This window comes from Frondihabitans sp. OV104 (assembly GCF_057787745.1).
Genome location: NZ_CM173541.1, coordinates 2,170,383 through 2,194,557 on the forward strand (window position 1 = coordinate 2,170,383; position 24,175 = coordinate 2,194,557).

26 protein-coding genes are annotated in these 24,175 nt (G+C 70.2%); 7 read left to right on the top strand and 19 right to left on the bottom strand.

Features of this window, described 5'->3' with window-relative positions:
* Positions 1-83 precede the first annotated feature (83 nt).
* A complete protein-coding gene (locus tag AC3CBB_RS10250) occupies positions 84-572 on the top strand; it encodes a YajQ family cyclic di-GMP-binding protein (RefSeq protein ID WP_123505236.1) in 489 nt (162 codons plus the stop codon).
* A gap of 143 nt (positions 573-715) precedes the next feature.
* On the opposite strand, the gene AC3CBB_RS10255 is transcribed toward AC3CBB_RS10250, so the two are convergent.
* The 4 genes from AC3CBB_RS10255 to ubiE all read right to left on the bottom strand — a co-directional run bounded on the left by AC3CBB_RS10255 (position 716) and on the right by ubiE (position 5,315).
* Complete coding sequence (locus AC3CBB_RS10255) at positions 716-1,933, bottom strand: heparan-alpha-glucosaminide N-acetyltransferase domain-containing protein (protein WP_488624492.1); 1,218 nt, start codon at positions 1,931-1,933, stop codon at positions 716-718.
* Positions 1,934-1,997: 64 nt separating this feature from the next.
* Complete coding sequence (locus AC3CBB_RS10260; RefSeq protein ID WP_488624493.1) at positions 1,998-3,362, bottom strand: ferredoxin--NADP reductase domain-containing protein; 1,365 nt, start codon at positions 3,360-3,362, stop codon at positions 1,998-2,000.
* A 120-nt stretch (positions 3,363-3,482) separates the two neighbouring features.
* Positions 3,483-4,562 (bottom strand): polyprenyl synthetase family protein, encoded by a 1,080-nt coding sequence (locus AC3CBB_RS10265; protein ID WP_488624494.1) that lies wholly within the window; start codon positions 4,560-4,562, stop codon positions 3,483-3,485.
* A gap of 21 nt (positions 4,563-4,583) precedes the next feature.
* Positions 4,584-5,315, bottom strand: a complete 732-nt coding sequence (ubiE, locus tag AC3CBB_RS10270; protein WP_488624495.1) for a bifunctional demethylmenaquinone methyltransferase/2-methoxy-6-polyprenyl-1,4-benzoquinol methylase UbiE — start codon at positions 5,313-5,315, stop codon at positions 4,584-4,586.
* Positions 5,316-5,437: 122 nt separating this feature from the next.
* Between ubiE and AC3CBB_RS10275 the strand changes: the two genes are divergently transcribed.
* Positions 5,438-6,664, top strand: a complete 1,227-nt coding sequence (locus tag AC3CBB_RS10275) for an isochorismate synthase (RefSeq protein WP_488624496.1) — start codon at positions 5,438-5,440, stop codon at positions 6,662-6,664.
* Between the two features lie 41 nt (positions 6,665-6,705).
* On the opposite strand, the gene AC3CBB_RS10280 is transcribed toward AC3CBB_RS10275, so the two are convergent.
* The 3 genes from AC3CBB_RS10280 to AC3CBB_RS10290 all read right to left on the bottom strand — a co-directional run bounded on the left by AC3CBB_RS10280 (position 6,706) and on the right by AC3CBB_RS10290 (position 9,746).
* Entirely contained in the window at positions 6,706-7,557 is an 852-nt protein-coding gene (locus AC3CBB_RS10280) for a PPK2 family polyphosphate kinase (RefSeq protein WP_488624497.1), read from the bottom strand.
* Positions 7,558-7,641: 84 nt separating this feature from the next.
* Entirely contained in the window at positions 7,642-9,384 is a 1,743-nt protein-coding gene (menD, locus tag AC3CBB_RS10285) for a 2-succinyl-5-enolpyruvyl-6-hydroxy-3-cyclohexene-1-carboxylic-acid synthase (RefSeq protein WP_488624498.1), read from the bottom strand.
* Positions 9,384-9,746 carry a PLD nuclease N-terminal domain-containing protein gene (locus AC3CBB_RS10290; protein WP_123505243.1) on the bottom strand — a complete coding sequence of 121 codons (363 nt, stop codon included), beginning with the start codon at positions 9,744-9,746 and terminating at the stop codon, positions 9,384-9,386. Before AC3CBB_RS10290 ends, menD begins: the two co-directional genes overlap by 1 nt.
* 67 nt (positions 9,747-9,813) lie before the next feature.
* Between AC3CBB_RS10290 and AC3CBB_RS10295 the strand changes: the two genes are divergently transcribed.
* Positions 9,814-10,104: a DUF4229 domain-containing protein gene (locus AC3CBB_RS10295; protein ID WP_158614155.1), complete on the top strand. Its 291-nt coding sequence runs from the start codon at positions 9,814-9,816 to the stop codon at positions 10,102-10,104.
* A 42-nt stretch (positions 10,105-10,146) separates the two neighbouring features.
* Here the strand turns inward: AC3CBB_RS10295 and AC3CBB_RS10300 are convergent, their stop codons facing one another.
* The 3 genes from AC3CBB_RS10300 to AC3CBB_RS10310 all read right to left on the bottom strand — a co-directional run bounded on the left by AC3CBB_RS10300 (position 10,147) and on the right by AC3CBB_RS10310 (position 13,300).
* A complete protein-coding gene (locus AC3CBB_RS10300; RefSeq protein WP_123505245.1) occupies positions 10,147-11,100 on the bottom strand; it encodes a 1,4-dihydroxy-2-naphthoate polyprenyltransferase in 954 nt (317 codons plus the stop codon).
* Between the two features lie 141 nt (positions 11,101-11,241).
* Positions 11,242-12,360 (bottom strand): AMP-binding protein, encoded by a 1,119-nt coding sequence (locus tag AC3CBB_RS10305; protein ID WP_488624499.1) that lies wholly within the window; start codon positions 12,358-12,360, stop codon positions 11,242-11,244.
* Between the two features lie 16 nt (positions 12,361-12,376).
* The gene (locus AC3CBB_RS10310) at positions 12,377-13,300 is read right to left on the bottom strand and encodes a 1,4-dihydroxy-2-naphthoyl-CoA synthase (protein WP_488624500.1); all 924 of its coding nucleotides are present in this window, start codon (positions 13,298-13,300) and stop codon (positions 12,377-12,379) included.
* On the opposite strand from AC3CBB_RS10310, the gene AC3CBB_RS10315 reads away from it, so the two are divergent.
* The gene (locus AC3CBB_RS10315; protein ID WP_488624501.1) at positions 13,299-14,342 is read left to right on the top strand and encodes an o-succinylbenzoate synthase; all 1,044 of its coding nucleotides are present in this window, start codon (positions 13,299-13,301) and stop codon (positions 14,340-14,342) included. The genes AC3CBB_RS10310 and AC3CBB_RS10315 overlap by 2 nt on opposite strands.
* Here AC3CBB_RS10315 and ccsB read toward each other — a convergent pair.
* Genes ccsB through AC3CBB_RS10340 form a run of 5 tightly spaced genes read right to left on the bottom strand, consistent with a single transcriptional unit; the run spans position 14,327 to position 19,065 of the window.
* A complete protein-coding gene (ccsB, locus tag AC3CBB_RS10320) occupies positions 14,327-15,340 on the bottom strand; it encodes a c-type cytochrome biogenesis protein CcsB (RefSeq protein ID WP_488624502.1) in 1,014 nt (337 codons plus the stop codon). The two genes, AC3CBB_RS10315 and ccsB, sit on opposite strands and share 16 nt — an antisense overlap.
* Complete coding sequence (resB, locus tag AC3CBB_RS10325; protein ID WP_488624503.1) at positions 15,337-17,073, bottom strand: cytochrome c biogenesis protein ResB; 1,737 nt, start codon at positions 17,071-17,073, stop codon at positions 15,337-15,339. The genes ccsB and resB overlap by 4 nt, the downstream gene beginning before the upstream one ends.
* The gene (locus AC3CBB_RS10330) at positions 17,057-17,824 is read right to left on the bottom strand and encodes a cytochrome c biogenesis CcdA family protein (RefSeq protein WP_488624504.1); all 768 of its coding nucleotides are present in this window, start codon (positions 17,822-17,824) and stop codon (positions 17,057-17,059) included. The genes resB and AC3CBB_RS10330 overlap by 17 nt, the downstream gene beginning before the upstream one ends.
* A complete protein-coding gene (locus AC3CBB_RS10335; RefSeq protein ID WP_488624505.1) occupies positions 17,825-18,427 on the bottom strand; it encodes a TlpA family protein disulfide reductase in 603 nt (200 codons plus the stop codon).
* Positions 18,424-19,065 carry a histidine phosphatase family protein gene (locus AC3CBB_RS10340; protein WP_488624506.1) on the bottom strand — a complete coding sequence of 214 codons (642 nt, stop codon included), beginning with the start codon at positions 19,063-19,065 and terminating at the stop codon, positions 18,424-18,426. The genes AC3CBB_RS10335 and AC3CBB_RS10340 overlap by 4 nt, the downstream gene beginning before the upstream one ends.
* Positions 19,066-19,173: 108 nt before the next feature.
* Between AC3CBB_RS10340 and aspS the strand changes: the two genes are divergently transcribed.
* Positions 19,174-20,502 carry an aspartate--tRNA(Asn) ligase gene (gene aspS, locus AC3CBB_RS10345; RefSeq protein WP_233579885.1) on the top strand — a complete coding sequence of 443 codons (1,329 nt, stop codon included), beginning with the start codon at positions 19,174-19,176 and terminating at the stop codon, positions 20,500-20,502.
* A gap of 19 nt (positions 20,503-20,521) precedes the next feature.
* Here aspS and AC3CBB_RS10350 read toward each other — a convergent pair whose 3' ends face one another.
* The 4 genes from AC3CBB_RS10350 to AC3CBB_RS10365 form a co-directional block, all read right to left on the bottom strand.
* Positions 20,522-20,791 (bottom strand): glutaredoxin family protein, encoded by a 270-nt coding sequence (locus AC3CBB_RS10350; RefSeq protein ID WP_488624507.1) that lies wholly within the window; start codon positions 20,789-20,791, stop codon positions 20,522-20,524.
* A 77-nt stretch (positions 20,792-20,868) separates the two neighbouring features.
* Positions 20,869-20,967: a 30S ribosomal protein bS22 gene (locus AC3CBB_RS10355; RefSeq protein ID WP_003792170.1), complete on the bottom strand. Its 99-nt coding sequence runs from the start codon at positions 20,965-20,967 to the stop codon at positions 20,869-20,871.
* Between the two features lie 140 nt (positions 20,968-21,107).
* Complete coding sequence (locus AC3CBB_RS10360; RefSeq protein WP_123505254.1) at positions 21,108-21,302, bottom strand: helix-turn-helix domain-containing protein; 195 nt, start codon at positions 21,300-21,302, stop codon at positions 21,108-21,110.
* A gap of 131 nt (positions 21,303-21,433) precedes the next feature.
* Positions 21,434-21,937: an ArsR/SmtB family transcription factor gene (locus AC3CBB_RS10365; protein WP_488624508.1), complete on the bottom strand. Its 504-nt coding sequence runs from the start codon at positions 21,935-21,937 to the stop codon at positions 21,434-21,436.
* A 153-nt stretch (positions 21,938-22,090) separates the two neighbouring features.
* Between AC3CBB_RS10365 and AC3CBB_RS10370 the strand changes: the two genes are divergently transcribed.
* Both AC3CBB_RS10370 and AC3CBB_RS10375 read left to right on the top strand, forming a co-directional pair.
* The gene (locus AC3CBB_RS10370; RefSeq protein ID WP_488626737.1) at positions 22,091-23,482 is read left to right on the top strand and encodes a TrkH family potassium uptake protein; all 1,392 of its coding nucleotides are present in this window, start codon (positions 22,091-22,093) and stop codon (positions 23,480-23,482) included.
* Positions 23,475-24,146 (top strand): potassium channel family protein, encoded by a 672-nt coding sequence (locus AC3CBB_RS10375; RefSeq protein ID WP_123505256.1) that lies wholly within the window; start codon positions 23,475-23,477, stop codon positions 24,144-24,146. The genes AC3CBB_RS10370 and AC3CBB_RS10375 overlap by 8 nt, the downstream gene beginning before the upstream one ends.
* Positions 24,147-24,175: the final 29 nt, after the last annotated feature.

Genomic DNA, 24,175 nt, shown 5'->3' on the forward strand with positions numbered 1-24,175 from the left:
TCAACAATACAGCCTCCGCGCCGTGGTCTCGACCACGGCGCGTGCGGAGGCCGCCGTCGCCGCCATTCGCTAGGGTGGACGACATGGCAGACAGCTCTTTCGACGTGGTCAGCAAGGTCGACAAGATGGAGGCCGACAACGCGCTCAACCAGGCGCGCAAGGAGGTCGAGCAGCGCTACGACTTCAAGAACGTCGGCGCCGCCATCGACATGAGCGGCGAGAAGGTGCTCATCAAGGCGAACACCGAGGAGCGCGCCAAGGCCGTCCTCGACGTCTACGAGTCGAAGCTCATCAAGCGGGGCATCTCGCTGAAGAGCATCGACGCCGGCGACCCGTACGCCAGCGGCAAGGAGTACCGCATCGAGATCTCCATGAAAGACGGCATCGACCAAGAGGCCGCGAAGAAGATCAACAAGCTGATCCGCGACGAGGGGCCCAAGGGCGTCAAGAGCCAGATCCAGGGCGACGAGCTGCGCGTGACCTCGAAGAGCCGCGACGACCTCCAGGCGACGATGGCGCTCCTCAAGGGCGCCGACCTCGACGTCTCGCTCCAGTTCGTCAACTTCCGCTAGGCGGGCTCGACCAGCGCTTCGCGCGACAATCCCGGCGCAGGAACTCGCCGCCCGCCGCCGCGCCTGACCCCTTCGTCACCCGGCACCCGTCGCACCCGACCTCCGCCACCCGATCGTGGTTCCATCCCCCGGTGCGGCCGGGCCTACAGCGGGCGGCCGCTCGGCGGCGCCCAGTCGTCTCGGGGCGATGTCGACGTGGATCCGCCGGCGGCGACTCCGCTGACGGACGAGGACACCGCGCCGAGCACGGGAGCGCCGCCCTGGACACCTGGTGCCACGGCCTCCGGCGCGCGCCCGCCGACGGCACGCGCGACGGCGGCGACCGCACGCTCGAGCGGCCCCGGACGCCCGCCCCAGGCGAGGGCTGCGAGGCAGGCTCCGACCACGAAGAGGGCCCAGACGGTCCCCTCGCCCGCGGGCGTGAGCCCGTCGAGGAACCCGGAGTGGTAGAGCCAGGCGATGACGACGAGGTGGGCCGAGTAGATCGAGAGCGGCATGGCGCCCACGCGGGCGAGCACGAACAGCGGCGCGTTGCGCGGAACCCGGGCGAGGAGCCCGCAGGCGCCGATGACGGCGAGGGCCACGCCGGCCGAGCCCAGCATGTCGACGAGAGTCGAGGAGTGCGGCTCGGACGCGAAGACGTAGTCGCGGAGCCGCAGACCGCCGAACGAGTGGAACAGGAGGCCGCCGGGCGTGACGGCCTCGCCGACGGAGTAGACGACCACGGCCAGCGCCGTGCCCCCGCCGAGGAGCGCACCGAGCACGCGCGGAGACCGCAGGTCGGAGCGGCCGACGGCCAGGCCCAGCAGCAGGTAGGCGGCGAAGGTCGCGAGCGGGTAGTACAGGAAGATCTGCTGGAGGATGACGCCGGTCTCGGCGAGCGGGAACACCGACGCGAGCGAGATGGGGAACGCGACGAGGGCGAGCCCGCCGGCGACTGTCAGGAGCGCGACGCGCGACCACGACAGGGCGGGGAGGAGCACGACGAAGAGGATGCCGTAGGTGGCGAGGATGACCGCCACGGGAGTCTCGAGCAGCATCAGGAGGATGCCGATCACGGCGATGAGGACGCCGCGGGCGGCGATCCTGCGCCGGGCGACTGTCAGGGCCGCGCCGCGGACCGGCTTGTCGCGCCCCGTCGTCAGAGCCAGCGAGATGCCTGCGAGCACGGCGAAGAGCACGGACGACCGACCCGCCACGATCGACCACCAGGTCGACGGCTCGCTCCAGTCGACGGGGTTCTCGACGTCGACGAGGTGCGCCGCGAACATGCCGAACAGGGCGATGCCACGCGCCGCATCGATGCCGCGGAGGCGTGCTCCCGGGCCGGAAGCGGCAGGGCGCGAGGCGGTGAGCGTCATGCCACCACGGTAGCGGCGGCGCCCGGGAGTCTGCAGAAGTCATCCACAGGCCCGGGCGCCGAGACTACTGAGCCCGCGACACCGTGACCATCTCGTCGCGCGGCACGACCTTCACGCGGACGCGCTCGACGTCGCCCTCGAAGCCGGCGCCGAGCGCCATCTCGTGCTCGTCGAGGCGGTGCCAGCCCTCGAGGTCGGTGAACGCGACGCCGCGGGATTCGAGCAACGCGGGGATCGCCTCGAGCGACGGGTCGGCCGGGGCCCACCACGACGCCTGGTCGGTCAGCACGTGCTGCACGGTCTCCATCGCGTCGCTCTTGGTGTGGCCGATGAGGCCGACGGGGCCGCGCTTGATCCAGCCGGTGGCGTACACGCCGGGCACGATCTGATCGTGGTCGTCGAGCACCTGGCCCTCGTGGTTCGGGATGACGCCGCGCTTCTCGTCGAACGGGATGCCGTCGAGGGGCGAGCCGAAGTAGCCGACGGCGCGGTAGATCGCCTGCATCTCGACGGTGCGGAACTCGCCGGTGCCCTCGACGCTGCCGGCGCCGTCGGGCCGGGTGCGCTCGTAGATGAGGCCGGAGACCCGGCCGTCGACCTCTTCGACTCGCACGGGCTTGGCGTAGAAGTGCAGGTGGAGACGGCGCGACGCGCTGCCGGTCTCGCGCTGGCGCCACTGGTTCAGGACCTTGTCGATGACGAAGACCTGCTTGTTGGTGGCGATGGCGTTCTTCGAGGCCTCGTCGTAGTCGAAGTCCTCGTCGTAGACGATCATGTCGACGTCGCGGAGCTCGCCCAGCTCGCGGAGCTCGAGCGGCGAGAACTTCACCTGGGCCGGACCGCGGCGGCCGAAGATGTGCACATCGGTGACGGGCGAAGCCTTGAGCACGTCGTAGACGTTGTCGGGGATCTCGGTGGGAAGGAGGTCGTCGGCGTGCTTGGCGAGGATGCGCGAGACGTCCAGGGCGACGTTGCCGACGCCGACGACGCCGATCGAGGAGGCCTCCAGCGGCCAGGTGCGCGGCACGTCGGGGTGGCCGTCGAACCAGCTGACGAAGTCGGCGGCGCCGTAGCTGCCCTCGAGGTCGATGCCGGGGATGTCGAGGTCGGCGTCCTTGATGGCGCCGGTCGAGAAGATCACGGCGTTGTAGTGCTTCTTCAGGTCGTCGAGCGAGATGTCGACGCCGTAGCGGACGTTGCCGAAGATGCGGATGTCGCCGCGGTCGAGCACGTCGCGGAGGGCGTTGATGATGCCCTTGATGCGCGGGTGGTCGGGGGCGACGCCGTAGCGGACGAGGCCGTACGGGGCGGGGAGCTGCTCGAACAGGTCGATCTGGACGTCGAACTGGCGTTCGGCCTTCAGGATGATGTCGGCGGCGTAGATACCGGCGGGGCCGGCTCCAACGATGGCGAGGCGCAAGGTCGTCATAGGTACTGCGTTCTTTTCCGGGCGGTTCGGGGTGTTCTCGGACAGGTGGTCAGGGTGTGTTCGGCGTGCCGCTGCGAATCGCTCGGACAAGCCCGGGCACCAGGGCCCGAGGCGGGAGAGCTAGGCCTGGCGCTCGACGACGCGCTCCGCGAAGCGGGTCAGCGCCTTCTTCACGGGGCCCTGCGGCAGCGGCGCGAGTGCGGCGACCGCGTCGTCGGCCCAGCGGCGGGCCTCGTCGTGGGTGCGGCGCGTCACGTCGTGCTCGCGGAGCTGCCGGACGGTGTCGGCGAGGTCGGCCTCGCTGACGTCGCCGCCCGCGGTCGCGGCGCGCACGTTGGCCTCGATCTCGCTGAGCAGGGCCGACGAGTCGATGTCGGTCTGGGCCTGGACGCGCAGGTACATGAGCGGCAGGGTCTCGACGCCGGCCAGGAGGTCGGTGCCGGCGCGCTTGCCGGTCTCCTCGCTCTGCGGAGACAGGTCGATGACGTCGTCGACGAGCTGGAAGGCGACGCCGATCTTCTCGCCGAAGGCCGAGACCGGCCCGAGGTACTCCCGCGGGGCGCCGGAGAACATGACGCCGACCTTGGCCGCCATCGAGATGAGCGAGCCGGTCTTGTCGCTGAGCACGTCGAGGTAGTGCGCGATGGGGTCGTCGCCCTCGCGCGGGCCGATCGTCTCATGCAGCTGGCCGAGGCAGAGGCGCTCGAATGTCTGCGCCTGGAGCCGTATCGCCTCCTCGCCGAGATCGGCGACGATCGTGGAGGCCCGGGCGAAGAGCAGGTCGCCGGTGAGGATGGCGACGCTGTTACCCCAGCGCGACTGGGCGCTCGGGACGCCTCGGCGCATGGTCGCCTCGTCCATGACGTCGTCGTGGTAGAGCGACGCGAGATGAGTGATCTCGACGGCCTGCGCGGCCGACACGACGGCGTCGGTGGCCCCGTCGCCCAGCTGCGAGATGAGCAGTGCGAGCGTCGGGCGGATGCGCTTGCCGCCGGCACTGAGCAGGTAGCGGCTCGTGACGTCGGCGAGGTCGTCGCCGAAGGCCATCTCGACGAGCAGGCCGTCTTCGACGCGCTCGAGGCCGGCGTCGATGGCCGCGACGAAGCGGCGCTCGGAGGCCGACGAGAAGAGCTTCTCAGCGAGGCCGAGCGACGAGCTCAGGCCCGAGCTCCGACGAGCCGGAGGTGCACTGGGGTTCACGGGTTCACCTTTGCGTGTGGTTCAGGCGTCGGGGGCCGAGGCGGGTCGCCTCGTCGAGCCGGCGGGCTTGTGACCCCGGTGGAGGGCCACGATCCCTGCGGTCAGGTTGCGGTAGGCGACACGGGTGAAGCCGGCCCCGCGGAGCCACTGGCTGAGCACCTGCTGCTCGGGCCACTTCTCGATCGACTCGGCGAGGTAGGTGTAGGCGGGCGAGTTGCTGGAGGTGACCTTGGCGATTCCGGGCAGCACGTGCCGCAGGTAGGCCTGGTAGCCGAAGCGCAGGGCGGCGACGGGCGGGGTCGAGAACTCGCAGATCACGATGCGGCCGCCGGGCTTGAGCACGCGGTACATCTCGGAGAGCGCCTGGCGTGGCTTGTTCACGTTGCGCAGGCCGAACGAGATCGTGACGGCGTCGAAGGTGCCGTCGTCGAACGGCAGCTGCTCGGCATCGCCCTCGATGAACTCGATGTGCGGCTGGCGCTTGCGGCCGACCGCGACCATGCCGGCCGAGAAGTCGAGAGCCGTGACGGTGGCGCCGCCCTTGGCGATGGCCGCCGACGACGTGCCGGTGCCGGCGGCGATGTCGAGCACCTTCTCGCCGGGCTCGGCGCCGATCGCCTTCACGGTGGCGATGCGCCACAGCACCGCGTTGCCGCCCGACAGGATGTCGTTCGTCACGTCGTAGTGCGCGGCCACCCCATCGAACATGGAGGCAACCTCGCTGGGCTGCTTGTTCATATCGGCCTTGGTCACGCAGGGAATCCTACCGGCCCGATCTCCACCCAGGCCGAGAGCAGGCGATGCACGACGAACACCCAGGTGAAGGGGACGCAACTGCCCGAGGGCCCCGCGATCCCGGTCGTTACGATGAAGAAGTGAACCACCCCCTGCACGTCGAGACCACCCGGATCGACGACATCACCCCCTTCCTCGCCCACGTCGACCCTCGCGATCCGCTCCTCTTCGTGCGGCGCGGCGACGGCATCGCCGGCATCGGCGAGGCGCTGCGGCTCGAGTTCCGGGGCGAGGCGCGGATGCGGGAGGCGGCCGAGGCCTGGCGAGGGATCGCCGCGGCTGCGACCGTCGTCGACGAGGTGCGGCTCGCGGGAACGGGGCTCGTCGCGTTCGGGTCCTTCGCGTTCGCGGACGAGTCCGACGACGTGAGCGTGCTCATCGTGCCGCGGGTCGTCGTCGGCCGTCGCGCGGGCATCGACTGGATCACGCGGGTCGACGGCGCCGACGTCGGCGAGCGCACGTCGCTGGGCGCCGAGGTGCACGTCGAGTTCGCCGAGCCGGCGTTCACGGCGGCCGCGTACGCCGGTGCCGTGCACGACGCGGTCGCCGCGATCGAGTCGGGCGAGCTGAGCAAGGTCGTGCTGGCGAGGCCCCTCGACGCCGCCCTCCCCGACGACGCCGACCTGCGTCGCGTGGCGCGCGACCTCGCGTTCGCCTACCCCGACACCTACACGTTCGCGGTCGACGGGCTCATCGGGTCGAGCCCCGAGACTCTGATCCGCAGCGAGTCCGGCGAGCTGAGCGCCCGGGTCCTCGCCGGCAGCATGGGCCGCGGCATCGACGCGGCCTCCGACGCCGCGAACGCGCTCGAGCTCGCTACGTCGCAGAAAGACCTCGACGAGCACGCCTTCGCCCTGAGCAGCATCCTGCTCTCGCTCGAGCGCCACGCGATCGAGGTCACCACGGCCGAGAGGCCGTTCACGCTCCGGCTGCCGAACGTGTGGCACCTCGCCACCGACGTCCGGGGGCGCCTGGCCGACGGCGCGTCCGCGCTCGACCTCATCGACTCCCTGCACCCCACGGCAGCGGTCGCAGGAACTCCCACCCCCGCCGCCCTGGCCGTCATCGCGCGGCTCGAGCCGTTCGACCGCGGCCGCTACGCCGGCCCCGTGGGCTGGGTGGGGGCCGACGGCGACGGCGAGTGGGCGATCGCGCTCCGGTGCGCTCAGGTGACGCGAGCGGCCGACGGCGCCGACGGCCGCGTGCGGGCGTACGCCGGGGCGGGCATCGTCGCCGAGTCCGTCGCCAGTCGCGAGGTCGCTGAGACGACGATGAAGTTCATGCCGATGGCCGACGCGCTGGGCTGACCCTCGACGACGCTGACCGGGCGGGCCGAGCCGGCGCCCCGCTAGGAGGCCGCGAGACGCGTCTTCTCGACGGCGACGTCGAAGTCGGCCGGCGGCCAGTCGAGTTCCTGCGCCCGGAGCGCGGTGATGAGGAGCCGCTGGACGGCGACCCTCGCGTACCACTTCTTGTCGGCTGGCACCACGAACCACGGCGCCTGATCGGTCGACGTGCGATCGAGGGCCACCTGGTAGGCGCTCTGGTAGTCGGCCCAGAGGTTGCGCTCGTCGATGTCGCCGGGGTTGTACTTCCAGTGCTTGTCGGGGCGGTCGAGCCGTTCTGCCAGACGCGCCTTCTGCTCGTCGAACGAGATGTGCAGCATCACCTTGATCAGGGTCGTGCCGCTCGCGACGAGCTCGCTCTCGAAGGCGTTGATCTCGTCGTAGCGCTGCTCGAGCACGTCGGTCGAGACCAGCGAGCGGACCCGCGCGACGAGGACGTCTTCGTAGTGCGACCGGTCGAAGACGCCGATCATGCCCACGCCGGGCAGCTCGTTGCGCACCCGCCAGAGGAAGTCGTGGGCCAGCTCCTCTTCGGTGGGCTTCTTGAAGGCGTGGTGCTTGATTCCCTGCGGGTCGACCGCGCCGACCACGTGGCGGACGATGCCGCCCTTGCCAGCGGTGTCCATCGCCTGGAGCACGAGCAGCACGCTCTTCGTGCCACCTGCCGCGCGCGAGTCGGCGAAGAGCTTCTCCTGCAGCTCGGACAGCTGCTCGCGGCCCGACTCGAGCGTCTGCTGACCGTACTTCTTGTCGCCGCCGAAGCCGGGCGAGGCGTCGGTGTCGATGCTGTCGAGGGCGGTGCCGGGCGCGAACTTCAGCGCGTCGGACGGTTCGGTGCTCCACGTCTTGGCCATTTCTCGACCTTAGACCCGAAGCGCCTGCAGACCCGGAGCGCCTGCAGATCCGGAGCGCCTGCAGACCCGGAGCGTCTGCCGTTCTCAGCGCGCCAGCGGCACCTCGATGACAGTGCCTGTCGGCCCGGCGAGCGCCTGCTCGAGCTCGCCGCGGGTCGACGCCCGCACGTAGTCCCAGCCGTAGGCACGGGCCAGGTGCTCGAACGACACCGGCTGCGGCGTGAGCTGCACGCGCGTCATGGCGTCGACGGGCGCGGTCTGCGCGACCTCGAGCCCGTCGAAGATCGTGCCGCCGCCGTCGTTGCCCACGACGATCTGCAGCCGCGGGCGGGCCTCGCCCTCGCCGAACAGCAGGGAGCCGGCGTCGTGCAGCAGTGTCAGGTCGCCGACGAGCACGCGCGAGATGCCCCGGGCGCCGTCGGCCCAGTCGAGCGCAGGGCCTCCCGCGGTGCCGCCGGCCTGCGACGCGAGCGCGATTCCGGTGGCCGTCGCGATCGTGCCGTCGATGCCGGCGAGGCCGCGGTTCGCGTGCACGGCGATCTTCTTGCCGGTCACGGCGACGTCGGCCTCGCGGATCAGCCGAGACGCCCCGAGGATCAGCCGGTCGTGCGGCCAGGTCAGGCGCCAGAGCGCTTCGACCAGGTGGCGACGTGTCACCGGCTGCCGAATCACGTCGACCTCGGAGCGCAGGAACTCGGACTGCTCGGCCTCCAGGTCGGGCGCCGCGTCGTCGTCGCTCAGCAGCGCCCGACCGGTGTGCACCCAGCTTCCGACCCAGCCGCGATGCTGCCGACCGTCGGGGTCGCCCTCGATCCGCACGTCGTCGACCACGGTCGCCGACCGGCTCGGGTCGTACGCCTCCGGGACTCCGCCGCGGACCACGACGACCTCCACGTCGGCCCGCTTCAGGAGCGCGGGGATCTCGCGGGTGAGCGTGGGGTGCCCGAAGACGACGACGCGGCGCACGGCGCCGCCGAACGAGGGATCGTCGAGCAGCTGCCGATACGACGGCACGAGGTGCGGGCCGAAACGGGCGCCGCTCGAGACCTCGGCGACGAGAGGCGCGCCGAGCAGGCGGGCGGCCTCCTCGGCCCGGGGGCCGGCCGCGTGGCCGGCGACGACGACGGTGCCGGGTACCTCGTCGACGCGGAGGTCGGCGGTGCGGCCGGGGAGGGCGGCGGTCGTCGGAGTTCCTGCGCCGGGAGCAGGCGCAGCCTCGGTCGGAAGCGTGGTCGCCGGGGCGGAGAGCGGCTCCCGGAAGGCCACGTTGAGCTGGACGGGGCCCGGTGCAGCGGGACGGTCGGGCGAGCCGGAGCGGCCGAGGGCGGCCGAGACGGCTTCGCGCGCCAGCTCGTGGACGTACTGCGCGTCGACGCCGCTGTCGGACGGCGCCTGCACGTCGCGCAGCAGGCGGAGTGCCTCGCCGAAGAGGCGCGGCTGGTGCGTGGTCTGGTTGGAGCCGATCCCGCGCATCTCGTCGGGCCGGTCGGCCGTCAGCAGGATCAGCGGGACGCCCGAGTGATGCGCCTCCAGCACGGCCGGATGCAGATTCGCGACGGCGGTTCCCGACGTGGTGACGACGGCGGTGGGCTGCCCCGACTCGATCGCCAGCCCCAGGGCCAGGAACCCCGCTGAGCGCTCGTCGAGCCGGACGTGCAGCCGCAGGCGCCCGGCGCGCTCGAACTCCGCCGCCGCGAGGGCCAGCGCCTGTGACCGCGACCCCGGGCTGAGCACGACGTCCCGGACGCCCGAGGCCTGCAGCTCGGCGAGGAGCACGACGGCGAAATCGGTAGCGGGACTGCCCGAGGGGGCGGGAAGGGTCGGCACTACTTCAGTGTGCCACTCGGCCCGTCGTCGTCCGTGCGGGCGGGCGGCTCCGAGAGCTCCTGCTCGAGGCGGCGGATGCGCTCGTCGAGCTCGTGACGGTCTTCGTCGCTCACCGCCGTGAACGGGCGGCCCAGGAACTCCGGATCGTCGTCGGGGGCGACGGTGCGTCGCGGCGTGCGGGGGGCTCTGCCGAGCAGCAGCCACAGCACGGCGCCGACGACGGGGAGCACGATGACGATCAGAGCCCACACCGGCTTCGGCAGCGCGCGCACCCGCTGATGCTCGGTGAAGAGGCAGTCGACGAGGGCGTAGACGACGAACGCGGCGGCTGCCACGATCAGAACAATCAGACCCTTGACCATGTGGGCGATGGTAGGCGCCCCGACTGTGCGATCGCCTGGCCGAGGTAGCTCGTTTAGACTGCCCAGCGTGAAAGCAGCGCTCCTCTACACCTCCGCCCGCATCGGCACGTTCGCGGTCATCTTCGTGGTGCTGAGGTTCATCCCGTCGATCAACGTCTACATCGCCGCCGCAATCGCCGCGGTGCTGGCACTGCTCATCTCGTACATCTTCTTCGGCCGCCTTCGCGCCGGTGTAGCCGAGGGCATCGCGCAGCGGCGCATGGTGCCGGAGCGCGACCTCGACGCCGACGCGGAGGACGAGCTGCTCGGCGGCCGCCCCGTGCTGCGCAAGTCGGGTCCGCCGTCCGAAGACGCGTAGGGCGTCCCGGACCGACGCGCTCTGACGCCGCGCCGGTGCGCGCTACGGCTGCGCGAAGAAGAACAGGGCGCTGAGGCCCAGCGAGAACAGCAGCGCAGAGAACGACGACAGCTGGAGCGCCAGGATCAGCTCTCTCGCCGTCTTCGCCGTGACGCCGATGAGCAGGGCCGGCAGCGTCAGGATCAGAGCGAAGTAGACGTAGCCGACGTTGAAGAAGAGGTACGTGTAGAAGAACACGATCACGTACGGCACCAGAAGGAAGAGCGCGTAGACGATGCGCGACCCGCGCTGGCCGAGGACGACGGCGAGCGTGCGCTTGCCGGCCTGGCGGTCCTGCTCGATGTCGCGGATGTTGTTGACCATCAGCACCGCGCACGAGAACAGGCCGATCATGACGGCGAAGCCGACGGCCGTGTACGAGACGTCGTGCGCCTGGACGAACATGGTGCCGCACGTCGCCACGAGGCCGAAGAACACGAAGACGAAGATCTCGCCCATGGCGTTGTAGCCGTACGGGCGACGGCCCCCGGTGTAGAACCAGGCGGCGACCACGCACGCGGCGCCGACGGCGAGGAGCCACCAGAACTGCGTGATGATCACGATGGCGATGCCCGCACCGGCCGCGACGGCGAACGAGGCGAAGGCGACGTTGCGCACCCTCTTCGCGTTCGCGACGCCGCCGCCGGTCAGGCGCGGAGGGCCGACGCGGAACTTGTCGGTGCCCTTGATCCCGTCGGAGTAGTCGTTCGCGTAGTTCACACCGACCTGGAGGAACAGCGACACGATGAGGCACAGGAGCGCGAGCGGCCAGTCGAAGTCGTTGACGGCCGCGGCGGCGGCGCTGCCGAGGGCGACCGGCGCGATCGACAGGGTCAGCGTGCGAGGCCGCGCCCCCGAGATCCAGTCGCCGGCCGTCGCCTTGCGCGCGACGACCTTCCCGGGGCGTCCGCCCGGTCGGCCGGTCTTCTTCTTGCTGTTCGATCGCGTCTGTGGCACCCCGGGAGTTTACCGGGCGTCTCTCCGAAGTCGGCCACTTCGCTCCACGCCCTGCGAGGGGCTGCAGTTCGCTCTGGAGACGCTTTCCCTGCGCGTGAATTCACGCCCAGGGAAAGCCTTCGGGAACGAAACCCCCGGGGCTCAGGCCGTGGCGGCGAGGCGCGCCAGGGCGACGCGGTCGGGCTTGCCGCTCGGCAGCAGCGGGATCGCCTCGACGACCAGGATGCGGTCGGGGGCCGCGGCGCGACCCGCGGAGTCCGCGACGGCGGTCCGGAGGTCAACCAGGGTCAGCGCGACGGGCGGCACGGCGACGACGACCGGCACCTCACCCCAGCGGGCATGGGGGGCGCGCACGACGACGGCGCCCGCCAGGCCCGGCAGCTCGCGCACGATCCGCTCCACGACGCCGAGCGAGACCTTCTCACCGCCCGAGACGATCACGTCGTCGAGCCGGCCGGTCACGGTGACGACGCCCTCGTCGTCGACGACGCCCGCATCGCCGGTGCGGTACCAGCGCACGCGGTCACGCTCGACGAACGCCGCCGCGGTCCACTCGGGATCGCCCAGGTAGTACTCGGCGAGGGTGGGTCCGCTGAGCTCCAGCTGGCCGTCGACCACGGCCGCTCGCGTGGCGCCGACGGGGACGCCGTCGTACACGCAGCCTCCGCTCGTCTCGCTCGAGCCGTAGGTGCGGACGACGCGGACTCCGGCGGCGAGTGCACGTTCCTGCAGTGATCGCGGGGTGGCCTGACCGCCGACCAGCACCGCGTCGAATCGCGCGAGCGCAGAGGCGTCGGGCGAGTCGAGCATCGTCGAGAGCTGGGCCGGCACGAGGGAGGTGTAGCGGACGGGATGCGTCAGGCGCCGTGCGGCAGCGGCGAACGCGGCCGGATCGAAGTGCCCCGGCTCGAGCAGCTCGGGCTCCGTCTCGGCGGCGATCGAGCGGACGAGCACGTTGGTGCCTGCGACGTAGTGCGCCGGAAGCGCGAGCACCCACTGGCCCGGGCCGCTCAGGGCCGAGTCGGCGGCGGCCGCTCCGGCCAGCAGGGCGCCGGTCGAGAGGGCCACGCGCTTGGCCTTCCCCGTCGAGCCGCTCGTCTCGATCACCAGGGCGACGCGCTTCTCGACCTGGGTCGGGAGGTCCGCAGGAACTCCGGAGTCGACCCGCGGATTCACGGCGTCGCCGCCTGCCAGCGCGTCGCGCATCCCCTCGAGCACCTCGCGCGGCCGCCGTGCGTCGATGGCTCGCAGCCCGTGCATCACTGCCCTCCCGACATCAGTACTGCCAGGGGTAGGGCGACCAGTCGGGCTCGCGCTTCTGCAGGAAGGAGTCGCGGCCCTCGACGGCCTCGTCGGTGCCGTAGGCCAGGCGGGTCGCCTCGCCGGCGAACACCTGCTGGCCGACCATGCCGTCGTCGACCGCGTTGAAGGCGAACTTCAGCATGCGGATCGAGGTCGGCGACTTCGTCATGATGATTCGCGCCCACGACAGGGCCTCGACCTCGAGCTCGGCGTGGTCGACGACGGCGTTGACCGCGCCCATCTCGTAGGCGCGCTGGGCCGAGTACTCCTGCGCGAGGAAGAACACCTCGCGGGCGAGCTTCTGGCCGATCTGCCGCGCGTAGTACGCGCTGCCGTAGCCGCCGTCGAACGAGCCCACGTCGGCATCGGTCTGCTTGAACCTGCCGTGCTCGCGGCTGGCGATCGTCAGGTCGGCGACGGCGTGCAGCGAGTGGCCGCCGCCCGCGGCCCAGCCGGGGACGACCGCGATGACGACCTTGGGCATCGTGCGGATCAACCGCTGCACCTCGAGGATGTGAAGTCGGCCGCTCCGGGCCGGGTCGGGCTTGAGAGCCTCGTCGCCTTCGTACTTGTAGCCGTCGCGGCCCCGGATGCGCTGGTCGCCGCCCGAGCAGAACGCCCAGCCGCCGTCCTTCGCGCTGGGCCCGTTGCCGGTGAGGAGCACCACGCCGATCCGCGGGTTCATGCGGGCGTCGTCGAGGGCACGGTAGAGCTCGTCGACGGTGTGCGGCCGGAACGCGTTGCGCACCTCCGGGCGGTCGAACGCGATCCGGGCGACCTGGCCGCGGACGTCGTGATGGTAGGTGATGTCAGTGAACGCGGCGTTCGTCGGCTCGGCGAAGCCCTCGACCTCATTCCACTCGCGGGGATCGAACAGGTCGGAGACGGTGTCGCGCATGGCTGCAAGCCTAGCCACCGGCCCCGGTGGAAGACTGGGCCGCGTGCTTCCCTCGATCGACGACCTCGTCCGCGACGCCCACGTGGTGGCGCTTCCGCTCCGCAACCGGTTCCGCGGTGTCGACGTGCGCGAGGCGCTGCTCGTCGAGGGGCCCCGCGGCTGGACCGAGTTCAGCCCGTTCGTCGAGTACGAGCCCGCGGAGGCCTCGACCTGGCTCCGGGCCGCCATCGACTTCGGGTGGGGTGACGAGACGGCTCCCCTGCGCGACCGGGTGCCGGTCAACGCGACGCTCCCCGCTGTCGACGCGGCGCTGGTGGCGGGGATCCTCGACCGGTACCCGGGCTGCCGCACCGTCAAGGTGAAGGTGGCCGAGCCGGGGCAGAGCCTCGCCGACGACGTCGCCCGGGTCCGGGCCGCGCGCGAGTACGTCGGTGCCGCCGGGAGGGTGCGCGTCGACGCCAACATGCACTGGTCCGTCGACGAGACGCTGGCCGCCCTCGAGGCGCTGGCCCCCTTCGACCTGGAGTACGTCGAGCAGCCCTGTCGCACCGTCGCAGAGCTCGCCGCCGTACGGGCCGCCGGCACCGGGGTGCCCGTGGCCGCCGACGAGAGCGTCCGCAAGGCCGCCGACCCTCTGGCCGTCGCCCGCGCCGGAGCCGCCGACCTCCTCGTCATCAAGGCCCAGCCGCTCGGCGGGGTGGCCGCCGCGACGCGCATCGTGCGCGAGGCCGGGCTGCCGGTCGTCGTATCGAGCGCCATCGACACGTCGGTCGGGCTCTCGATGGGGGCCTACCTCGCCGCCGCCGTGCCCGCGCTCCCCCACGACTGCGGGCTCGGCACCGCGGCGATGCTGACGGCCGACGTCACTCGCGAGCCGCTGCTCCCCTCGGGCGGTGCGGTCGACGTGCGGCGCATCGACGTCGACATCGACCTGCTGCGGCAGCACGCGGCGCCCGCCGAGCGCCGCGCCTGGTGGCTCGACCGCATCCGAGCCTGCCACGCCCTCCTCGACGAGAACGGCGGCGCTTACAGACCCGAGTAGGCGTGGAGGCCCTTGAAGAACAGGTTCACGACCGAGAAGTTGAACATGACAGCCGCGAAGCCGACCAGCGACAGATACGCCGAGCGCGCTCCTCGCCACCCGCGGGTCGCTCGGGCGTGGATGTAGCCGGCGTAGATGACCCAGATGATGAAGGTCCAGGTCTCCTTGGTGTCCCAGCCCCAGTAGCGGCCCCAGGCCTTCTCGGCCCAGATGGCGCCGGCGATGAGCGTGAAGGTCCAGAGCACGAAGCCGACCAGCGCGATGCGGTAGGCGAGGTCTTCGAGGCGCTCGGCTCCGGGGAGCGTGTCGAACAGGCGCAGACCCGGGTTCTTCGCCGTCTCGCGGCGGTCCTGGATGATCTGCGCGGCCGAGAGCCCACCGGCGATGGCGAAGAACGCCGTGCCGAGGCAGGCGACGAAGACGTGGATGACGAGCCAGTACGACTGCAACGCAGGCACCAGGGGGCTGACCGCGACGTAGAAGTTGACCACGGCGACGCCCAGCAGGATGAGGTTCAGGCCCATCACGTAGGCGCCGAGGTACCTCAGGTTGACGAACAGGTTCACGATCAGGAAGACCGCGACGATGAGAGCCGTGCCGGTGAGGCCGAACTCGAACATGTTCGCCCACGGCACCCGGTCGGCCGCGAACCCGCGGAGCACGACGGAGGAGATGTGGACGGCGAGGCCGAGGACCATCATCGACATGCCGATGCGCTCGAACTTCGACGAGCGGCGGGGCGCGTCGGCGCCGGTGTCGACGTCGGTGCGCTCGAGGACGGCGACGGAGCCGCCAGGAGTTCCTGCGCCCTGCGCGATCATCTCGGCCTTGCCGGCGAGACGCTGGGCCTGAGCCTTGATCGCCGCGGTGGCAGCCACCTGGGCGTCGCCCGACCGCTTCGCGAGGTCGAGCGCGAAGGCGATGAAGGAGATCGTGTAGATCGCCATCGCCGAATAGGCCGCATAGAGGCAGTAGAGCGAGAGTTGATCTGTCGTCACGGGTTCACCTTACGTCGATCGGAGGCCGATTTCGGGTCGAGTACGGCCTGGTGCCTCTTGGCCAGGTCGCCGACGGCGCGCTCGAGCGTCGGGTCTTCTCCGCGGGCGAGGCCCGCGTACTCGATGCGGAGCCCGTTCTCGCCCTGGACGGCCTTGACCCACACGCGGCGGCGGGGCACGAACAGGCCCGTGAGCAGGCCGAGCACGATGAGCACGGCGAAGACGAGCACGTAGAGCTGCGACGGGTCGTGGTGGATGTCGAGCGAGACGAAGCGGCTGACTCCGGTGAACTCGATCGAGCCGAGACCGTCGGGCAGCTTCACTGTCTGGCCGGGCTTCAGGGCGATCGGCTTCTCTTCGGCCGACGGCTGGGTGCCGGCGAGGACCTTCAGCTTTCCGGTCTCGAGCGTGTAGACCGACTGAGGCACACCGTCGTCGAGGCCGAGGTCGCCCGTGTACACGCTTAGCGAGAGGACCGGGTTGATGGCGTCGGGATAGTTCGACGCGTAGGCGCCCGTCGCCTGCTTGACGGCGCTGGGGTAGAAGAAGCCCTGCATGCCGAGCTGCTTCGGCAGTGCGTCGGGCACCTTGATGACGCCGAGCGACGTGAGGTTGGAATCCTGCGGGAGGAAGGGGATGGAGTCTTTCAACGCGACGTTGCCCTCGCCGTCGCGGACGACCACGTTGACCGCGTAGCCGTTGCCGAGAAGGTAGACGTTGGTGCCGCCGATCTGAAGCGGCTCGTTGACCTTGATCGTCTTCTTCTCGGCCGTCGCCCCCGGCTGGGTCGTCGTCACGTCGGTCTTGTACTCGATCGGCGTTCCGATCGCATCGAGGATCTTCTGCTCGTACTTGACCGTGAACTTGTCGACCTTGATGTTGAACGGCGCCAGCTGGGCGTCGTTGAAGAACCGGCCCGGGTTGAACGAGTCGTACGAGCCGAGCACGTTCGAGAAGGTCTGGCCGACGACCACGACGCGCTGGCCGGTGTAGCCGAAGCCGCCGCCGATGCCGACGGTCACCAGGATGCCGAGCAGCGCGATGTGGAACACCAGGTTGCCGGTCTCGCGCAGGTAGCCGCGCTCGGCGCTGACCGAGTCGCCGACGATCCGCGTGCGGTACCCGGCCCGGCGCAGCAGCGACCTGGCGTGCGCGACGGCGATCTCGGCCGACACCGGCGCGGCGCTCCGATCGGCGGGGCGCGGCACGTCGAAGGCCTGGAAGCCGGCGAGGCGCGAGAGTCGGGCCGGGGTCTTCGGCGGGGCCGAGCGGAGCGCCTCGAGGTGGTGCTTGACGCGCGGGATGATGCAGCCGACCAGCGACACGAACAGCAGCAGGTAGACGGCCGAGAACCACGGCGTCGAGAACGTGTTGAACAGGCCGATCTTGTCGAGGATCGGCGCGAGCGTCGGGTGGTCGAACTTGTACTGCGCGACGCCGTTCGGGTCGGAGCTGGTCTGCGGCACGAGCGATCCGGGCACGGCCGCGAGGGCCAGCAGCATGAGCAGCAGGAGCGCCGTGCGCATGCTGGTGAGCTGGCGCCAGAAGAAGCGGAGGTACCCGAGCGGGCTCAGGCGCGGCTGGGTAATGCCGGAGTCGCCCGAGTCGCCGGGCTCGGAGTCGATGTGGTCGCTCGGCCTCAGCGGATCGGCGCGCTGATCGACGCCGCGGTCTTCGGAGGTGTCGGTCGAGCCGCCGGTCAGCCCCTTGTCGGTGTCAGACGACCGTGCCATAGTTCGCGATCACCGCCCCGAAGCGCGACATGAGGTCTGCCCAGACCCCGACGACCATGAGAACTCCGATGACCACGAGAAGGCTGCCTCCCACAAGGTTGACGGCACGGATGTGCCTTTTGACGAATGCGATGGTGCGCGCCATCCAGCCGAGGCCCAGGGCGACCAGCAGGAACGGGACGCCCAGGCCCACGCAATAGAACAGACCGAGCAGGAAGCCCTGCGCCGCCGAGCCCGAGTTGACGGACATCGCGGTGATCGCGGCCAGAGTCGGCCCGAGGCAGGGGCTCCACCCGAGGCCGAAGACGATGCCGAGCAGCGGGGCGCCGACGAGGCCCACCTTCGGGCTGATCGTGAGCTTCGCCGTGCGCTGGAAGAAGGGGAAGTTGCCGATGAAGACGAGCCCCATGAGGATCACGACGACGCCGAGCACCCGGGAGATGAGCACCCGCCACTGGAGGTACCAGAACCCCGCCACAGCGCCGGCGGCCGTGTTCAGAGCCACGAAGACGATGGTGAAGCCGAGGATGAAGAGGACCACGCCGACCACCACTCGGGCGCGGTCGCGGCGCTTGCCCCGGGCGTCCTGCGACGTGCCGGCCAGGCCGCCCACGTAGCCGAGGTACCCCGGCACGAGAGGCAGCACGCATGGCGACACGAACGACAGCAGGCCGGCGAGCATCGCCACCGGCAGGGCCAGTGCGAGCTGGCCGCTGGTGACCGCCTCGTAGAACGGGTTGCCCTGGAACACCTACTTGCCGGCCACCGTGTCGGAGATGAGGGTGTTGAGGATGCTCTTGTCGACCTCGCCCAGGATGCGCGCCGCGACGCGGCCCTTGGAGTCGAGCACGATCGTCGTCGGCGTCGAGTTCGGTCCGCGGGTGCCGGCCAGCGCGAGCTGGACCTTCGCGTCGGTGACGTCGGTGACCGACGGGTAGGTGATCTTGAAGTTGCGGGCGAAGGCGCGCGAGGTGTCGGACTCGTCGCGCACGTTGACGCCGATGAACTGCACGCCGTCAGACGAGTACTGCTCGCTCAGCGACTGCAGCGCCGGGGCCTCGACACGGCAGGGCGGGCACGAGGCGTACCAGAAGTTGAGGACGACGACGTGGCCCTCGTAGGTCTTGCGCGAGATCGACTTGCCCTCGTCGGTGGTGGCCGTGAACTGCACCGGGTCGGTGCGGTCCGAGACCTTGACCTCGGTGACGCTGCCGTCGCCCGAGATGTAGTTCTTGTTCGATCCGCTCTGGTACTGCGCGAGGAGGTCGTTCGACGAGCAGCCGGCGAGGGCCACCACGAGAGCGGCCCCGAGGACGGCGGCGCGGACGAGGGTCAAGGGGCGCTTGAGGTTCACACGGCTCCAGAGTCGATGGCGGACGCGTGGAGGGCAGCGGCCGGCTCGCGATAGCCGACCTCGACGAAGGCGTCGTCGTGGCGCTCGAGAGTGGTGACGCTCGAGAGCGAGCACCGACGTCGGCGCGGGTCGTGGAACAGCCGCTCGCCCTCCAGGCTGCGGTGCACCATCCAGATCGGGAGCTGGTGGCTGACGAGCACGACGTCGCCGTCGTCGACGCTGCGCCAGGCGCTGTCGACGGCGGCGAGCATGCGAGCGGCGATGCTCACGTAAGCCTCGCCCCAGCTGGGCTTGAGGGGGTTGGCGATCCACGGCCACTCGGCCGGTCGCACCAGGGACTTCGTGAAGCCGCCCGCGCGGCCCTCGTACTTGTTCGTCGGCTCGATCAGGCGCTCGTCGGTCTGGATGTCGAGGCCGAAGAGGTGCGACCAGGGCGCCGCGGACTCCAGCGTGCGCTGGAAGGGCGAGGCGAAGAGAGCGTGCACGGGGGCCTTCTCGGCGAACAGCGCGTCGGCCGCCGCCTCGGCCATCCGATGGCCGAGGTCGGACAGCCCGAACCCCTCGATGCGCCCGTAGAGGACGCCCTCGGGGTTGAACACCTCGCCGTGGCGGACGAGGTGGATCTGGTTCGCGGGCACGGCATCCAGTGTAGATTGCGCCGTTGCGCACACCTCCCACCAGGGTTTTCCACAGGGATGCGGTCTCTCGGCCCCGAGAGACCCGCCCGACACGTAAACTCGGGGACCGTGACTGAACGCACCCTCATCAAAGACCTCGCTGCTTCCTCCGACGGGCCCGTCACGGTGTCCGGATGGGTCGAGACGGTGCGCGATCAGAAGAAGGTGCAGTTCGTCGTGCTCCGCGACGAGTCCGGTGCCGTCCAGCTGGTCGCCCCCCGCGTCTCGAACGAGGCCGGCGAGATCGAGGCCACCCCGGTGTCCGACACCATCTCCGCTCTGTCCCAGGGCTCGTTCCTCACGGCGACCGGCGAGCTGAAGCACGACGAGCGCGTCAAGCTCGGCGGCGTCGAGGTGAAGCTCGAGTCGCTCGACGTGGCGTCGCTCGCCATCCCCGAGACCCCGATCGCCGACGACTCCGGCATCGACAAGCGCATGGACTGGCGCTTCCTCGACCTCCGCGTTCCGAAGAACGCCCTCATCTTCAAGATCCAGACGACGCTGCTCCACGCGCTCCGCACCTACTGGGTCGAGCACGACTTCGTCGAGATCCAGACGCCGAAGCTCATGGCCTCAGCAAGCGAGTCGAAGGCCGAGCTGTTCCGCGTCGAGTACTTCGAGGGCAGCGCGTTCCTGGCGCAGAGTCCTCAGTTCTTCAAGCAGATGGCCCAGTCGGCCGGCTTCGGCAAGATCTTCGAGGTCGGGCCCGCGTTCCGCGCCGACCCCTCGTTCACCAGCCGCCACGCCACGGAGTTCACCTCGGTCGACTCCGAGATCAGCTGGATCGAGTCGCACGAAGACGTCATGAAGCTGCACGAAGAGCTTCTGCACGCGGCGTTCTCGGCCGTGGTCGAGAAGCACGGAGCCGCCATCGCAGAGCTGTTCGACGTCGAGCTGACGGTTCCGTCGCTGCCGTTCCCGCGCATCCCCCTGGCCGAGGCCAAGCAGATCGTCGCCGACCGCGGCTACGAGATCCCCCGCGCCGACGACGACATGGACCCCGAGGGCGAGCGCCAGATCTCGGCCTACGTCAAAGAGACCTACGACCACGACTTCGTGTTCCTCACCGACTACGCGTCGAGCATCCGGCCGTTCTACCACATGCGCAACGAGGGCGACGAGAGCCTGACGAACAGCTACGACCTCATCTACAACGGCACCGAGATCTCGACCGGCGCCCAGCGCGAGCACCGCATCGACCACCTCGAGGCGAACGCCCGCGACAAGGGCCTCGATCCCGAGGAGCTGGGCGGCTACCTCGACTTCTTCCGCTACGGCGTGCCCTCGCACGGCGGCTTCGGCATGGGCCTGGCGCGCGTGCTCATGCTGATGCTGCACCTGCCGAACCTGCGCGAGACGACCTACCTGTTCCGCGGGCCCACGCGCCTCGAGCCGTAGACCGGTTAGAGCACAATTATCAGCGGGGCGGTGCCGCAGCGCGCAGCGCTGTGCGCAGGCGCTCCGGCTCGACGCGCCAGATGGTGTGCACGCGCCCGTCGATGAGCACGACGGGGATCTCCTCGGCGTACTCGTCGGCCAGCGTGGAATCGTCGAGGATCGACAGCTCGTCGTAGTCGCGAGCGCCGGCGAACTCCACTTCGTCGAGCACCGCCTCGAGGGCGGTGCGGGCGTCGTCGCACAGGTGGCAGCCGGGCTTCGTCAGCAGGGTCACATGGGGCACGGGCACTCCGTCATGCTACCGCCGCCGTGCGAGGCACGAAAAAAGGCCCCCGCCCGAAGGGCAGGAGCCTTTTTGCGTTTGCTCTACTTCTTGTTGCGGCGCTGGTGACGCGTCTTACGAAGCAGCTTGCGGTGCTTCTTCTTCGCCATGCGCTTACGACGCTTCTTGATGACAGAACCCATAGGGCACCTCGCAGTTGTCTGTTGGATGAAACCTGGAAAAACCGGGCCCATCAAGAACCGCGGAAAAATACCTCGCGTCAGTCTACTCGCCAGCGATCGGAAACACGAACCGGCGCAGGAACTGCCCGCCCTGCACGACGTCAGCCGACGTCGGCGACCCCGCCGCGCAGCACGGCCGCCACGGCCGAGTCGGGCACGCGGAACGAGCGGCCGAATCGGATCGCCGGCAGCTCCCCCGAGTGCACCATGCGGTACACGGTCATCTTGGAGACGCGCATCATGTCGGCGACCTCGGCCACCGTGAGAAAGCGCGCGTCTGTCAGATCGTCCGACATGGTCCTGCCTCGGGTTAGGGGTCGACCCGCTCACTCGGAGCGGACGACATCGTCTTGGGGCCTGCTGAGTGTTGCTCGTGTGCCTCGTGGCTACTTTAGGGGCGCATGTGACTCGGTGTCCAGCGAGCCGGCTACCCCTGTTCGCGGTGGCCGAGCCGCTTCTTGGCGGTGTCGAGGATGCGGCTGCGGGCGCCGGCCACGGTACGGCCGAGAGTGGCCCCCACGTCGCCGACATCGGGCAGGGTCTCGGCGGCCCGGCGGAGCGGCGCGGGGACGGTGCGCCCGGTGGCGGGGGCGAGTTCCTGCGCCTCGATCGGCTCGTCGACGACGGCCACGAACGGCGTGAGCCACTCGGCGACGGCGATGAGCGGCTCGGAGTCGATGCGGTAGTAGCGGTGCTGCCCTTCTTCGCGGACAGACACGAGCCCGGCGTCGCGCAGGACGCGGAGGTGCTTCGACACGGTCGGCTGGCTGAGCATCAGCTCGACTACCATCTCGCCGACGCTGATCTCGCCGTCGCTGCCGCGGCCGTCGCCGTCGTGGCCACGGGCGCCCTGGCCGTCGGCTCGGTCGCGAAGCACACGGAGCAGCTCGCGACGCGTAGGGTCGGCGATCACTGTGTAGATGTCGGCCATGGCGCAAGGGTATCGATCCGCGAGCCCGACTACCATGGAGGCTTCTAGGCGAATCTCGGCGGCGTTGGAGGACGGGTGGCGACAGCTCCGCAGGTGGGTCGCACCGGTCGGGTCCAGCCGCGACGCCCCGTCTCGAAGGGCTCGCGAGGGCCTCTGGCCGTGCTCCGCGACTCGGTCGACGACATCACCCGCAAGTCGCCGGCGCGGTTCGCGATACTCATCTTCACCTCGCTGATCCTCGTCTTCACCGGCATCTTCATGCTGCCGATCTCGTCGACGTCGGGCGAGATCACCCCGGTCGCCGACTCGCTGTTCACCGCCGTGTCGGTCATCTGCGTCACCGGGCTCGCGACCGTCGACATGGCGACGCACTGGTCGCTGTTCGGCCACGTCGTCATCTTCGTGGGCGTCCAGATCGGCGCGATCGGAGTGCTGACCGTGGCGTCGATCCTCGGCCTCGTCGTGTCGCGCCGACTCGGCCTCCGGTCGAAGCTGATGGCGGCGAGCGACACCAACCCGCTGCGCGCCCACGCCGGCCCGGTGCCCGAGGGGCAGGCGGTGCGGCTGGGCGAGGTCGGCGGCCTGCTGACGACGGTGGCGGTGAGCGCCCTCGCGATCGAGCTCGCGATCGCCCTCCTCCTGATTCCGCGGATGCTGATCGACGGCATCCCGTTCGGCGATGCCGTGCTCGACAGCTTCTACTACTCGGCCATGGCGTTCACGAACACCGGCTTCACGCCGAACGCAGCCGGGCTCGCGCCGTTCGAAGGCGACTTCGTCTTTCTCGGGCTGCTGATGGTCGGCGTCTTCCTCGGCAGCATCGGCTTTCCGGTCATCTACGCGATCACGCGCAACCCCCTGCATCCGCGCCGCTGGTCGCTGCACGTGAAGCTGACGCTGGTCACGACCGCCGTGCTGCTGGTCGCCGGAGCCGTCCTCTACCTTGTGCTCGAGTTCGACAACCCGCGCACCTTCGGCACCGACGACGCCGGCAAGACGGTCTTCGAGTCGTTCTTCCTGAGCACGATGGCGCGCTCGGGCGGCTTCTCGACGATCGACATCGCGCATCTGCACGACTCGAGCCTCCTGGTCACCGACATGCTGATGTTCATCGGCGGCGGCTCCGCGTCGACCGCGGGCGGTATCAAGGTGACGACCCTGGCCGTGCTGTTCCTGGCCGCCTTCGCCGAGGCGCGCGGCAAGCGCAGCATGGAGGCGTTCGGCCGCCGCATCCCCTCCGACGTGCTGCGCCTGTCGGTCAGCGTGGCCCTGTGGGGCGCGACGATCGTGGCCGTGGCGACCATCGTGATCCTGCAGATCACCAAGGCGGAGCTCTCGCACGCGCTCTTCGAGGTGATCTCGGCATTCGCCACCTGCGGCCTCTCGACCGGCCTCACCAGCTCGCTGCCCGACCCGGCCAAGTACGTGCTGGCGGTCACGATGTGGATGGGCCGCGTTGGTACAGTGACGCTCGCCGTGGCCCTGGCCAACAGCCAGCGCCGCCAGTTGTTCACCCGCCCCGAAGAAAGGCCGATCGTTGGCTGAACGGATTCCCCACGACGCCCCCGTCCTGGTCATCGGGCTCGGCCGGTTCGGCGCCGCGACCGCCGGCCAGCTCGAACGCCAGGACCGCGAGGTGCTCGTCGTCGACACCAGCGCCGGACTCGTCCAGAAGTGGGCCGACCGCGTGACGCACGCCGTCCAGGCCGACGCTCGCGACATCGACGCGCTCCGCCAGATCGGCGCCGCGGACTTCGCCATCGCGGTCGTCGGCGTCGGATCGTCGATCGAGGCCAGCGTGCTCATCACGGCGAACCTCGTCGACATCGGAGTTCCGCAGATCTGGGCCAAGGCCATCTCGACCTCGCACGGCAAGATCCTCACGCGCATCGGCGCGACCCACGTCATCTACCCGGAGGCCGAGGCCGGGGAGCGAGTCGCGCACCTCGTCTCGGGCCGCATGCTCGACTACATCGAGTTCGACGACGAGTTCTCGATCGTCAAGATGTACCCGCCCAAGTCGGTGCGGGGGCAGAGCCTCGGCGCGTGCAAGGTGCTGCCGAAGTTCGGCGTCACGATCGTCGGGGTGAAGAGCCCCGGCGGCGCCTTCCAGGAGGCCCGCCCCGACACCGTCGTCGGCGACCACGACCTCATCATCGTCAGCGGAACCGAGACGGATCTCGAGCGGTTCTCAGCCCTGGAGTCGTAGAGCGGGTCGCAGGAACCGCCCGACGCCGC

Excerpts from the sequence above, each read along its gene's own strand:
- AC3CBB_RS10280 (WP_488624497.1), bottom strand. The coding sequence starts at position 7,557 with ATGGCCAAGACGTGGAGCACCGAACCGTCCGACGCGCTGAAGTTCGCG.
- AC3CBB_RS10365 (WP_488624508.1), bottom strand. The coding sequence starts at position 21,937 with ATGGCCGACATCTACACAGTGATCGCCGACCCTACGCGTCGCGAGCTG.
- AC3CBB_RS10260 (WP_488624493.1), bottom strand. The coding sequence starts at position 3,362 with ATGACGACCTTGCGCCTCGCCATCGTTGGAGCCGGCCCCGCCGGTATC.
- AC3CBB_RS10255 (WP_488624492.1), bottom strand. The coding sequence starts at position 1,933 with ATGACGCTCACCGCCTCGCGCCCTGCCGCTTCCGGCCCGGGAGCACGC.
- AC3CBB_RS10360 (WP_123505254.1), bottom strand. The coding sequence starts at position 21,302 with ATGTCGGACGATCTGACAGACGCGCGCTTTCTCACGGTGGCCGAGGTC.
- AC3CBB_RS10290 (WP_123505243.1), bottom strand. The coding sequence starts at position 9,746 with ATGGTCAAGGGTCTGATTGTTCTGATCGTGGCAGCCGCCGCGTTCGTC.
- AC3CBB_RS10250 (WP_123505236.1), top strand. The coding sequence starts at position 84 with ATGGCAGACAGCTCTTTCGACGTGGTCAGCAAGGTCGACAAGATGGAG.
- AC3CBB_RS10315 (WP_488624501.1), top strand. The coding sequence starts at position 13,299 with ATGGCTGCAAGCCTAGCCACCGGCCCCGGTGGAAGACTGGGCCGCGTG.
- AC3CBB_RS10305 (WP_488624499.1), bottom strand. The coding sequence starts at position 12,360 with ATGCACGGGCTGCGAGCCATCGACGCACGGCGGCCGCGCGAGGTGCTC.
- resB (WP_488624503.1), bottom strand. The coding sequence starts at position 17,073 with ATGGCACGGTCGTCTGACACCGACAAGGGGCTGACCGGCGGCTCGACC.
- AC3CBB_RS10310 (WP_488624500.1), bottom strand. The coding sequence starts at position 13,300 with ATGCGCGACACCGTCTCCGACCTGTTCGATCCCCGCGAGTGGAATGAG.
- AC3CBB_RS10355 (WP_003792170.1), bottom strand. The coding sequence starts at position 20,967 with ATGGGTTCTGTCATCAAGAAGCGTCGTAAGCGCATGGCGAAGAAGAAG.